General features: G+C 61.7%; 12 protein-coding genes. 7 read left to right on the forward strand and 5 right to left on the reverse strand.

Going from position 1 to position 11,106, the window contains the following annotated elements; all coding sequences use genetic code 11:
- The first annotated feature begins 8 nt into the window (after nt 1-8).
- From H2O77_RS05745 to H2O77_RS05765, 5 genes are all read left to right on the forward strand, one after another.
- The gene (locus H2O77_RS05745) at nt 9-341 is read left to right on the forward strand and encodes a hypothetical protein (RefSeq protein ID WP_215824133.1); all 333 of its coding nucleotides are present in this window, start codon (nt 9-11) and stop codon (nt 339-341) included.
- Nucleotides 342-875: 534 nt separating this feature from the next.
- A complete protein-coding gene (locus tag H2O77_RS05750) occupies nt 876-1,142 on the forward strand; it encodes a hypothetical protein (protein WP_192837887.1) in 267 nt (88 codons plus the stop codon).
- Between the two features lie 288 nt (nt 1,143-1,430).
- Nucleotides 1,431-1,670: a hypothetical protein gene (locus tag H2O77_RS05755; RefSeq protein WP_215824134.1), complete on the forward strand. Its 240-nt coding sequence runs from the start codon at nt 1,431-1,433 to the stop codon at nt 1,668-1,670.
- Between the two features lie 73 nt (nt 1,671-1,743).
- Entirely contained in the window at nt 1,744-2,505 is a 762-nt protein-coding gene (locus H2O77_RS05760) for a haloacid dehalogenase type II (RefSeq protein WP_215824135.1), read from the forward strand.
- 211 nt (nt 2,506-2,716) lie between these two features.
- Entirely contained in the window at nt 2,717-3,400 is a 684-nt protein-coding gene (locus H2O77_RS05765; RefSeq protein ID WP_215824136.1) for a carboxylesterase, read from the forward strand.
- 126 nt (nt 3,401-3,526) lie between these two features.
- On the opposite strand, the gene H2O77_RS05770 is transcribed toward H2O77_RS05765, so the two are convergent.
- A complete protein-coding gene (locus H2O77_RS05770) occupies nt 3,527-4,093 on the reverse strand; it encodes a DUF6314 family protein (protein ID WP_215824137.1) in 567 nt (188 codons plus the stop codon).
- Between H2O77_RS05770 and H2O77_RS05775 the strand changes: the two genes are divergently transcribed.
- Nucleotides 4,092-4,967 (forward strand): DMT family transporter, encoded by an 876-nt coding sequence (locus H2O77_RS05775; RefSeq protein ID WP_153635377.1) that lies wholly within the window; start codon nt 4,092-4,094, stop codon nt 4,965-4,967. The two genes, H2O77_RS05770 and H2O77_RS05775, sit on opposite strands and share 2 nt — an antisense overlap.
- 39 nt (nt 4,968-5,006) lie before the next feature.
- On the opposite strand, the gene H2O77_RS05780 is transcribed toward H2O77_RS05775, so the two are convergent.
- Entirely contained in the window at nt 5,007-6,734 is a 1,728-nt protein-coding gene (locus H2O77_RS05780; RefSeq protein WP_215824138.1) for a PLP-dependent aminotransferase family protein, read from the reverse strand.
- Between the two features lie 156 nt (nt 6,735-6,890).
- On the opposite strand from H2O77_RS05780, the gene H2O77_RS05785 reads away from it, so the two are divergent.
- Nucleotides 6,891-7,889 carry a DMT family transporter gene (locus H2O77_RS05785; protein WP_215824139.1) on the forward strand — a complete coding sequence of 333 codons (999 nt, stop codon included), beginning with the start codon at nt 6,891-6,893 and terminating at the stop codon, nt 7,887-7,889.
- A gap of 117 nt (nt 7,890-8,006) precedes the next feature.
- Here H2O77_RS05785 and H2O77_RS05790 read toward each other — a convergent pair whose 3' ends face one another.
- The 3 genes from H2O77_RS05790 to H2O77_RS05800 all read right to left on the reverse strand — a co-directional run bounded on the left by H2O77_RS05790 (nt 8,007) and on the right by H2O77_RS05800 (nt 10,927).
- Entirely contained in the window at nt 8,007-8,627 is a 621-nt protein-coding gene (locus tag H2O77_RS05790; RefSeq protein WP_215824499.1) for an OmpW family outer membrane protein, read from the reverse strand.
- A gap of 481 nt (nt 8,628-9,108) precedes the next feature.
- Nucleotides 9,109-9,702, reverse strand: coding sequence for an OmpW family outer membrane protein (locus H2O77_RS05795; protein WP_043335424.1), 594 nt, complete (start codon nt 9,700-9,702; stop codon nt 9,109-9,111).
- Nucleotides 9,703-10,063: 361 nt separating this feature from the next.
- Entirely contained in the window at nt 10,064-10,927 is an 864-nt protein-coding gene (locus H2O77_RS05800; RefSeq protein WP_215824140.1) for a lipopolysaccharide kinase InaA family protein, read from the reverse strand.
- Between the last annotated feature and the right edge of the window lie 179 nt (nt 10,928-11,106).

Below are 11,106 nucleotides of genomic sequence, written 5' to 3' on the forward strand. Positions count from 1 at the left end.
GATATTTCATGAAAATGCTCAATACCCTCATCGCCGCCACCGCGCTTTCCGTTGCTGCCACCGGTGCTGCCTTTGCAGACAGCGTCGCTGACCTTCAGGTGCGCTCTGCGCTCAGCGAATCCAGCATCCACGGCCAGGCCCAGTCCGCCGCCGCCGAGCAAGCCACCTTTGCCGATACCGGCATGAGCGTTGCCGCGGGCCGTGTCGAAAGCTCCTTGAACGATGCTGCGATCGAAGGTCAGCGCGAGACACTGGCGTCCGACTCCCAGCAATTCGCCAACGATGCTGGCAAGAGCGTTTCCGCGACTCGCGTCCAGCATGCTCTGAGCGAAAGCGTCTGAGCCAGATTGTCTGATTCAGGTTGTCTGAGCCCCGCTCTGATTCGTGACCACGCAGCAAGTGTCGTCATGAGCAGCAGCAAGAGTTTTAAGCAGCTAGAGCTTGAAGACATAAGGGCTTGGAGGCATAAAGGCTTGGAGACATAAGAGCTCGAAGATCTAAAAGCGTGAACAAGCCAGTCGTAAAGCAGTGTCACTGACACTGATCGCCAGGTGTCCCCCGTCGCGAAGTGAAACGGCAGTCTGACCCTTCCTGAAATGGCCGGTATCTGTCGGGAGTCATCCCACGCAGCGACGCGCCGTGCCTCGTACGATGACGTAGAAGGGTCCCGCCATGGGCAAGCCTGAATATCGCGCCATCGCAAGCCGCATCCTTGTGGGTAGTGCTTGTTGATAGTCTTTGATAATTGTTCACGTGGGTAATATCAAGTATCAACTCTGATAGATATCCCGCCTGGATATACGCAGTACATGAAGTGATCAGTGATGTGTCACTTCATGGTAACTCGATAGTGAAAATGAACGGAGGATAGAAAGATGATCAAGTCATTCATGACTCACGGCCTGGCAGCGTTTGCCCTCGCCACCAGCGGTCTGGCCAGTGCCGATATCAGCACTGATGACAGCAGTAACGCGCGTTTCAATAGCGCTCAATCTCACGGCATCCACAGCGAAGTGCGTGATTATCAGAAGAGCGAAAAGCGCTACGCCGCAAATCCTGACATTCTGATCACCAGCCGTGGCAATGTGTTTGCCGATAGTGATGTGCATGGTGCAGTCGATATCGACGCTGACCATCGCTGAGCTTTCGATGCTGACGGTTCACACGACTCGGTTCACATGACACGCTTCACATGACTTCATGCCGCAAGTTGTCATTGCGAAACAATTGAAGCGCTGTGATTTGATTGCCGCTGCTTGAATCACCGCGCAGCGACGATTGAAGGCGTAGGCACTGATGCGCAAGCCAGTGACTACCGGAATTCAGGGAGAGCAAAAGGAAATATCCCAGACGTAGAGACACTTGGATAGTGAGCAGAACGCTTGAGCAAGGGCTTTGGGACCCTCCACCATCCCCTCTAGAACGACCTGGTGGCAAAACCCTTTCTCAAACGCTTTCCTGTCCTGGGTGTCGCTGTCCCGACATTCATTGCCCGCCATCATGGCGGGTTTTTTTATGCCCGGATTCCAGAAGGGCACAGCAAGTGGCTGGTCGACTCTGTGTATGGCACCTTGCTTGATGCCCGCAATATTCTGAGGGTTTTCCAGATGATTCGTAAGGATTCATCGGCAGTTCACTGTATGGATGTCATGATGCATCACGGTGATTAAACGTTGTTGATTGCCGGCCTGCATGTCGGATATCCCGAGGCAGGATGCCATGATATCAATCAAGTGGAGGCCCATGATGGTGCGCGCAAAACTCAAGAAAGTGGCAGGTTCATTGGTGTTGGGCGTTGGTTTGATGTCAGGGTGTGTGATGGCGGGTGATGTCGTCGAAAAGCCCAAGGTGCTGATCTTCGATGTCAATGAAACGCTGCTGGATCTTGCCTCGATGCGCAGTTCCGTCGGCGAGGCACTGGGGGGAAGAGAAGACCTGCTGCCCCTGTGGTTCTCGACCATGCTGCATTATTCTCTGGTGTCTACCGTGACCCGGGATTACCACGATTTCGGGCAGATCGGTGTCGCTTCATTGCGGGTGGTCGCGCAGAACAACGGTGTCGAACTGACGGATGAGCAGGCGAAGAAGGCCATCATCACCCCGTTGCTGACACTCCCGCCTCACCCTGATGTCAAGGAAGGTCTGGCCAGGCTGAAGGCGGAAGGCTACAAGATCGTCAGCCTGACCAACTCGTCCAACAAGGGCGTCCAGGCGCAGTTCGAAAACGCGGGATTGCTGCCGTATTTCGATGCGCGCTACAGCATTGAAGATATCCAGATCTACAAGCCGGACCTGCGTTCCTATGAATGGGTGCTGGACAAGCTTGATGTCGAACCCGAGGAAGCCATGATGGTCGCGGCACATGGCTGGGATGTCGCGGGCGCCAAGGAGGCGGGCTTGCAGACCACGTTCATCGCCCGCCCGGGCAAGGCCCTGTTCCCGCTGTCAAAGAAGCCGGATCATGTCGTGAAGGATGTGAACGAACTGGCCGATATTCTGCAATAGCACCAGAACCCTTGATTGACAGAACCCTTGATTGACGGGTGCTGAAGATATTCTGTCATCATGGCGTTAGTGGCATTGGTGAGGCTGGCGGGCGTCGAGTGACAGGGGAATTTGCCTGTTCATGGTGAGATTGCCAGCCTCATCGCATGGCAGATGACGGCGTCAATGGTAGGCTGGGCGGCATTCCCCTTCTTACCGACCGGAGCTGAATATGAGTGACGCATCACAGCAGCATGGCCACCGTGCCCCTCAGATCATCGAGCCGAGCGCCCAGGCGGATGCCTGTGTGATCTGGCTGCACGGCCTGGGTGCTGACGGCAGTGATTTCGTGCCCGTGGTGCCTGCGTTGGGTCTGCCTGAGAATCACGGCGTGCGTTTCGTCTTCCCGCATGCACAGGAGCTGGCCGTGACCGTCAATGGCGGCATGCGCATGCCAGCCTGGTACGACATTCTCGAAATGAATCTCGGGCGGCGCGTCGATGAGGTGCAGCTGCGTGAATCCGCAGCCTACGTGCATGCCTTGATCGAGGAGCAGATCGCCCTGGGCATCGCCAGTGAGCGCATCATTCTGGCCGGCTTCTCCCAGGGCGGCGCGGTGGTCTATGAGGCGGCGTTGAGCTGCGAGCGTCCGCTGGGCGGCTTGCTGGCGCTCTCGACCTATTTCGCGACCAGCGCGACCATTGCGCCGAGCGCCGCCAATCAAGGCCTGGCCATCAGTGTCCATCACGGTACCCACGACGATATCGTGCCGCTGGCACTGGGTGAGGCGGGCGCCGAGAGTGCGCGTGCGCTGGGACATCCGCTGGAATGGCAGACCTGGCCGATGGCGCACGCCGTGTGTCTCGAGGAAATCGAGGCGATCGGTGAGTGGTTCAAGGCGCGTCTGCTGGCCTGATCGACTGTCAGTATCGACTGCCAGAGCAAAAACGCCGCTGATGGAGTGATTCGTCAGCGGCGTTTACGTGTGCTGCCAGCGGTCCCGTCATGCGCCGACAGCCCTCATGTCAGATGCTGGTCGCGCTCAGCAGCGATAGCGGTAGGCGAGGTGTTCATCCTTGCGAGGGCCGGTGATGCGCCAGTCGAGATCAAAGCCCAGGGCATTGCCCGCCTCATCGCGCACGATGACCAGCGTGGCGGCGTAGAGGTCATCGATGCACAGATGCGCTTCACGACTGACGAAGTGGTCTTCGCCTCGAGCGCTGTCGGCCACCAGATCGAACAGGAAGACGGCGGCATCGCGTCCACGACGTTCATGACTGAGCGACAGCGCCTCGCCATCCGCGGCCAGCTGCCAGCGATAGCGGTTGTGGAAGTTGACGCTGGATGACTGGCCCTCGAGCTGGAACTGGCCCTGCTCGAGAAATACCACGCTCTCCGCCTCTTGCTGAGCCGCCTGCCGTGCCCCGTCATGAGGGAAAGCAGCGGCTTCTCGAGAGACCGTCACCTCGCCGCTTCCCTGGCCAGACCAGGCATTGCGCGATGCCGGGCCGGAGCGTGACGAAAAATCCAGCTGGCGGATCTGCGCGAGCAGCGCATAGAGGGTTACAATTGGTGTCAACTTCTTCTGGCTACCGAGTTTACTCGTCATGTCCTACCTGATTGGTGTCACGGCCCTCTGGGCCTTCTCGTTTTCCCTGATCGGCGTCTATCTGTCCGGTCAGGTCGATAGCTATCTGGCCGTACTGACGCGTATCGTGCTGGCGTGCCTGATCTTTGCGCCGTTCATGCGCCCGCGGGCGATCAGCGGTCGTCTGCGCTTCCAGTTGATGGCCATCGGCGCGATCCAGCTCGGCCTGATGTACATCTTCTTCTATCGCTCCTTTCTGCTGCTGCCCGTGCCGGAAGTGCTGCTGTTCACCATCTTCACGCCTATCTACATCACCTTGCTCGATGACCTGATGAACAAGCGCCTATCGCCATTCTACCTGCTGACCGCCGCGATTGCGGTGCTGGGTGCGGCGATCATTCGCTACAACGGGGTCAGTGACGGCTTCTGGCTCGGCTTTGCGGTCGTGCAGGGCGCCAACCTGTGCTTTGCCATCGGGCAGGTGGCCTATCGTCAGGTTGCTCCGCAGCTGCCGGCGGATGTCGCCCATCGCCATGTGTTCGGCTGGTTCTATCTCGGCGCGCTGGCGCTGGTGATCGTGATGTTCCTGCTGTTCGGCAGTACTGACAAGCTGCCGTCGCAGCCGGTGCACTTCGTGGTGCTGGGCTGGCTGGGCATCGTGGCCTCGGGGCTGGGCTACTTCCTGTGGAACAAGGGCGCGACGCGGGTCGATGCCGGCACGCTGGCGATCATGAACAATGCGCTGGTGCCGGCGGGCCTGCTGGTCAATCTGCTGATCTGGAACCGCGACGCCGACCTGGCGCGTCTGGCGCTGGGTGGAGCGGTCATCGTGGCGGCACTGGTGATCAATCAGGTGTGGGCACGTCGCCGCGAGCAGGCGCTACGCATGGCCTGAAAGTCTGTGCCATAAGCAAATCCAGACATCGCACCTCAATCAGCCCTCGCCCTGTGCGAGGGCTTTTTGCAGGTGAGCGGTGAGGCGCGCCAGTATCTCCTGCTGGCGGGGAATCTCGTCAGAGGGCCGCGCAGCGTTCTGCATCGCTTCTTCGCCGAGCTGGGCCGCATTGAGACGCAGGCCGGACTGTTCGGCATTGAACAGGCTGCCGGGCAGGGTGGCGATGCCTGCATTCAGCAGGTCCTGATGCAACTGCTCCAGCTGGCGCGCCTCAAGGCTGGGCAGGCCACACCATTGCAGATAGCCGCCGCTCGGCGGCGGCAGCCAGACTCGGTCACCCAGCGCTGCGCTCAGGTGTGCGCGCAGACGTTCCAAGCGGCGCGCATAGCAGCGTCGCATGCGCTGCACATGGCGGCCGTAATCCCCGCTGGTGATCAGTTCGCTCAGGGCAGCATGCATCCACGGCATGTCGCCCATGCCATTGGCCCAGCGTGCCCGAATCATCGCCTGCAGCCCCAGTGGTGACTCCTGCTCGGGCCGTGACAGCCACAGCCAGCCGCAGCGGGTGCGGGGGTCCAGCGTCTTGGAAAATGATCCGAGACTGATCAGCGCAGGCATCGGCCTGTCGTCATGGCGATGGGCGAGGTCGGCCAGCCACGGATGGCGGGTATCGAAGCTCAGCTCGGCAAAGGTGGTGTTCTCGACCAGCAGGATGGCGTGGCGGGCCGCAAGTGCCAGCAGGCGGTGGCGATCTGGCGTGCTCAGCTGCCCGCCCAGGGGATTGTGGCCATCCGCGGTCACGATCAGGGCATCCAGCGTCAGGGCGGGCGTCTTGTCATCATGACGTTCGAGCAGACGCTCGAGCGCCTCGACATCCAGTCCCTGGTGCGCGCGGGCCGGAATGGCGATCGCCTGATGGCCCTGGGCTTCGATGGCGGCCACGATACCGAAATAGCCCGGCGCTTCGACGCCGACCCGACAGCGGCCCTTGGCGGCACGCAGCTGGCCGAGCAGCAGTGACATGCCATGCTGCGCCCCCTGACTGATCAACAGGGCCTCGCTGTCACAGGGATGGCCGTGGTGGCTGAGGTGCTGGGCGATGGCGGTGCGCAGCGCGCTCGAGCCCGGCGGCAGAGCATAGGCGCTGGGATGCTGGGCATGCGCCCCGAGCTGAGTGCGCGCCAGACGATACAGGCGACGCACGGCGGGGGCGTCCAGCTCCGGGTGAGCGGCACCCAACGGCGCCAGGCGCGGATCACTGGCATTCGCCATCGCCTGCCATGCCGGGTCACTGATGGTGAGTGTGGTGATGGCGCGCGGTCTGTGATGTGACTCTCGCTGCCCGTGCTGTCCGTGCTGCCCTACGCCGGGATGACGGGATGAAGTCGGGCTGGTCTGTGAGCCGCCATTCAGGGCGCCATTCAGGTCATCCGGGGCGTGAGCAGCCTGCGTCGATGGCGCGACCCGATAGCCGGCGCGCGGTTCGGCGATGATCAGGCCCGCCGCCTCCAGCTCGCCATAGGCACGAATCACGCTGTTGAGGCCGAGCCCCGACTGCGCCGCCTGCCGCCTTAGCGAAGGCAGGCGCTGTCCTGCGCTCAGTTTGCCCGTCGCCATCTGGGCCTTGAGCCGCTCGACCAGCTGCTGATAGCGCGGCAGCGTCGCGGCTGTGGCGCCTGAGCTGGCGCCTGAACTGGTGGTTGAGTTGATGGCATCGCCGGCAAGCGAAGGGCGGCTGGCGGACGAAGCGTGCTCGGCGGATGACATGCCTGTCTGTACCCCTTGAATTGGAGATTATCTGTATCTTGTGCCCCCTTGAGGGTTCGCGGCAAGCTGAAGGCTCATGTCGTGGTCCCGTCGGTGCACGTCCTGCACCTGCCTATGGGCCGATCGCTTGTCATTTCTCTCGCTGGAGTCTGCGTGATGTGGATGCCACTTTGCTTCGTGTTTCTGTTCGCCAGCGGCTTCATCGCCGCGCGCTTCGGTACCCTGGACGCTGAACCCTTCACCCTGCTGCTGGTGCGCAGCCTGCTGGTGCTGCCGGTGCTGGGAGTGATTCTGTGGCTGCGCCGCAAGCCGCGTCAGTGGGGCCGGCGCAACGACCGTCTGGCGCAGATGGGCATTGGCATGCTGTTGCATGGCGCCTATCTGGGCGGCGTGTTCGCGGCGGTCAAGGCGGGGCTGCCGGCGGGCCTGACGGCGCTGCTGGTCAGTCTGCATCCGCTGGTGACGGCGGCCTTGTCTCTGCCGTTGTTCGGCGTGCGGCTGGGCGCCAAGCAGTGGGCTGGGCTTGGCTGTGGTGCCATTGGCGTCAGTCTGGTGCTGGGGGCAGGGCTTGCCAAGGATGGCGCGGGCACCCTGGAGTGGCCGCTGATCGGGCTCGTCTGGTGCCTGGTGGCGCTGATCGGCGTGTCCAGCTCGACGCTGTGGCAGAAGCGGGTCTCAGGGCGCATGGGGCTGGTCGAGGGACTGATGTTCCAGTATCTCGGTGCGGGCGGGGTATTCGTCGTCGCCGCGACCAGTGTCGGCAGCTTTGCCTTTGACCCCACGCCGCGCCTGCTGATGACCATGGCCTGGCTGGTGATCGCCATCTCGGTCGGTGCCATCTGCCTGCTGATGCTGATGCTGGAGCGGGGCGAGGCCCATCAGGTCGCGCGCACCTTCTTCCTGGTGCCGCCGTGTGCCGCGCTGATGGCATGGTGGCTGTTCGATGAGCAGTGGACCGCGCTGATGGTGGCGGGCGCGGCACTGGTGGTGCTGGGCCTGGTGCTGGACCGCCCGCGTTCGGGCAAGGTGAGCAAGGCGCCGGCGGAGGACGTCACGCCGCCTTCGCCTTCAACTCCCTCAACGCCCTCAACCTCAACAGCTTCAGCAACTTCCAAGGCCTCGGTAACGAACAGTGGGCAAGCCGCCCCGCGCTGAGGCGTGCCGAGCGCACAACTCACAACTCACCAAGTACAACGCCCCGCCGGCCCGAGATGGGCTGGCGGGGCGTTGTCGTTTCTGGCCAGTCAGATGCGCTAGCCAGGAAGTGGCTGATCAGAAGCGATAGCTGATCCCGGCCATGGTCACGATGGGGTCGATCTCGACCTTGTCGTTGACGCTGCCCGCCACGGTGACATCGGAATCGATATCCAGATACCAGGCGGCGACGTTGGCCGCCCAGTGCTCGTTGATCACCAGATCGACGCCGATCTGTGCGGCCGCGCCCCAGCTGTCATCCATCTCGAGTTTGGTGCCATCGTCGAGGGTTTCATCGGAGAAGTGGGTGTAATTGACCCCCGCGCCGATGTACGGCTGGATGCGCGATTCACGTCCGCCAAGCGGGTAGTACTGCAGTGTCAGGGTCGGCGGCAGGTGATCGACGGAACCGGCTTTCTGGCCATTGAGCGAGATGTCGTGGTCGAAATCCTGCGCCGCCAGCAGCTCGATACCGAAGGTGTCGGTGAAGCGATAGCCGAGAGTGAAGGCAAAGGCGCTGTCATCATCGACATCCACGTCGGCACCGATGGCATCGATGCGACCGTTGTCACTCTTCGGCGAGACCTTGGCGACACCCGCACGCGTCCAGAACTGCCCGGCGCCGTAGTTGAGAGAGTTGAGCGAGCTGAGAGAGTTGAGAGAGCTATAAGAGCTGGCATTCAGCGAGTCGACGGCCATGGCCGGTGCGGCGCCGAGAGTCGCGAGGCTGGTGAGGCCTGCCAGTGCCAGAAGCTGCCACGGGCGTGCTGCAGAGCGCGGGCTACGCGAAGTCAGGTGCGCGGGGAGGGAGGCTGAGCGAGTGACGACGTCGGACATGATGGCTCCTGAAGGATGGCGGGAAACAATGCCCTCATTCTAGGTAGCCGAATTTCGAGAAATTTGATCTGGGGCAAGAGTTTACGGGCGTTCTTGCTCGGTCAGGGACGTGGTTGATCCAGGTCAATTTCTGCGCCACGTCGTTCAAGATCCGCCGTGTAGCCGTTGGCTGCCCACAACGAAAACGCCGCAGACCCGAAGGTCTGCGGCGTTTGTGTGTGATGCCCATCTGGCGCCTGGACGGCTCGACGTTGCCGAGCTCCATCGCTGACGTTTTCATGACGCGGCATCACACGGCTTGCCAGGTACTCGCTGGAGGCATGTTCACGCCTCGTGCAAGGACTTAGAAGCGGTAGGTGACACCGGCACCGACAGTGACCGGGTCCAGCTCGGTGTCGTTCACGTCCTGACCGGCGATCTTGGTATCGGCCTTGACGTCGGCGTAACGAGCGAAGCCGTTGACGGCCCAGGCTTCGGTGATCTTGAGGTCCACACCCAGCTCGGCAGCGGCGCCGTAGCTGTCGTCGATGTCCATGCTCTGGCCACCGGCAGACTCACCGGAGAAGTGGGTGTAGTTCAGGCCGACACCAGCGTACGGCTGGACGCGGGCTTCAGTACCGCCCAGCGGGTAGTACTGCAGCATCAGGTTGATCGGCATCTGATCGAAGCCACCGGCGCTGTTTTCCCAGTCAGTGCTGAATTCTTCAGTGGACTGCAGGGCGATGGCCAGATTGTCGTGGAACATGTAGCCCACGGAACCGGCGAAGCCAGACTCGTCCTTGGCGATCAGACCGTTGCCGTTGTTGCTCTTGCCGTCGACCTTGGCAACACCACCGCGCAGGAAGGTATCACCCTTGCCATATGCCATGGCGGATTGTGCGCCCATAGCCATGGTGCCGGCGATAACAGTAGCGGTCAGGATCTTGATAGCTTTCATGTGTAATTCTCCTTGAAGCTTGGCTTCGTAAGCTGCCTGTCAGCAGTGCCTCGCTACCCTACGGCTTGGGCCGTGTGCTCTGCGTGGCTGCGTCGATCAGGGGACGCTGCAAACTATAAAAAACAGCGTTCTGTTTGGCAAGCATTTTTTTAGAACGTTGTTTGAAAACTTATTAGGTGCCCTGTTAGCGGATGTTACCGATTATTTCAGGGAAGTTTAATGTCTCACGAGTGAGACTTGTGCTGACGCATTCGAGCGACATCCTCATTCATCCTCGCGCAAGGTGACCAAGACCTTGGTCGCATGCCGTGCGCGAGGTTATTGCTCACTACGCCAAAGATCGTCACCGGCTTCTGCAGGCTCAGCGCCGCTTGCGTGCGGCGCGTGCTTCCAGCTGTTCCAGCCACTGACTGACCTCGGCGCTCTGCGCATCCGCATCGCGGTAGACGGCAAGAAATTGTCGCCATTCATCGTGCTGCCAGCCCTTCAGGCGGCGCCACAGCACGTAGAGATCGCGCAGGCACTCGTGGCGGCGCAGCAAGAAGCGGCGCGTCTTCTCGAGGTCGATGATGACGGCGTCCATTCGCCAGGTGCTGGCCGGCGGCTCACTCGGCGGGCGACTGAGGAAGATGTGCTTGGGGAACAGGCAGCCATGCATCAGGCCAGCCTGATGAATCTCGCGAACGAGGCGGGCGCTGGCGGTGATGACCTGAGAGCGCATGGCGGCATCGAGTTCCGCCCAGCGTTCATGCCAGTGGTCCAGATCATCGCGCCCGGCGAGATCGAAGGTGATCAGGATGGCGCGCCATTCCCGGCCTGCGCGCCGCTCGCCGTACCAGCCGGCGTCCACTGCCGGTATTCCCAGCGCGTGATAGTGACGGATGGCACGCCATTCGCGAGAGAAGGTCGGTTCGCCCAGCGGGCGCGCCAGGCTGCGGCCCAGGTGGTTGGTCTGGCGCTTGAGATAGAGGCGATGGCTGTTGCCGTCCTCATCCTCGAGCGTCAGCAGCGAGACCGTCGAGACGCCGCCGCGTTCACGATTCGGCGCGTCGACGTCGTGGGCTGCCACTTGCCACAGGGCATCGAAGCTATTGAGGTCGTGCTGCTCCAGCAGGCGGGCAAGCCCGGCTTCACAGTAATCGCCGTGGCCGCGCGGCGCCGTGGCGCTGGGGCTGGTGGTGGCGGTGTGACCAGCAGAGGGATGAATGGGGGAGCGATGCGTCATGTCAGGTAGGAATCACGGTCTCGGGTGATAGGCGGTAAGCGTTCACTGGCAATCCTTGTCGGTGAGCGCTGCGATGACTGGCCATGATAGTTAGCCTGCTGGGGAAGTGACAGGCCTGCGGCACAAAACTCTCCTTCCCAGCGCGTCAATGGCGCGGGGCCGTGATGGCTTTCTGTGCG

Source organism: Cobetia sp. 4B, from assembly GCF_018831605.1.
Lineage (GTDB): Bacteria > Pseudomonadota > Gammaproteobacteria > Pseudomonadales > Halomonadaceae > Cobetia > Cobetia amphilecti.

Coding starts and splice junctions, on each gene's coding strand:
- H2O77_RS05745 (WP_215824133.1), top strand. CDS start 9: ATGAAAATGCTCAATACCCTCATCGCCGCCACCGCGCTTTCCGTTGCT.
- H2O77_RS05750 (WP_192837887.1), top strand. CDS start 876: ATGATCAAGTCATTCATGACTCACGGCCTGGCAGCGTTTGCCCTCGCC.
- H2O77_RS05760 (WP_215824135.1), top strand. CDS start 1,744: ATGATGGTGCGCGCAAAACTCAAGAAAGTGGCAGGTTCATTGGTGTTG.
- H2O77_RS05765 (WP_215824136.1), top strand. CDS start 2,717: ATGAGTGACGCATCACAGCAGCATGGCCACCGTGCCCCTCAGATCATC.
- H2O77_RS05775 (WP_153635377.1), top strand. CDS start 4,092: ATGTCCTACCTGATTGGTGTCACGGCCCTCTGGGCCTTCTCGTTTTCC.
- H2O77_RS05770 (WP_215824137.1), bottom strand. CDS start 4,093: ATGACGAGTAAACTCGGTAGCCAGAAGAAGTTGACACCAATTGTAACC.
- H2O77_RS05780 (WP_215824138.1), bottom strand. CDS start 6,734: ATGTCATCCGCCGAGCACGCTTCGTCCGCCAGCCGCCCTTCGCTTGCC.
- H2O77_RS05785 (WP_215824139.1), top strand. CDS start 6,891: ATGTGGATGCCACTTTGCTTCGTGTTTCTGTTCGCCAGCGGCTTCATC.
- H2O77_RS05790 (WP_215824499.1), bottom strand. CDS start 8,627: ATGGCCGTCGACTCGCTGAATGCCAGCTCTTATAGCTCTCTCAACTCT.
- H2O77_RS05795 (WP_043335424.1), bottom strand. CDS start 9,702: ATGAAAGCTATCAAGATCCTGACCGCTACTGTTATCGCCGGCACCATG.
- H2O77_RS05800 (WP_215824140.1), bottom strand. CDS start 10,927: ATGACGCATCGCTCCCCCATTCATCCCTCTGCTGGTCACACCGCCACC.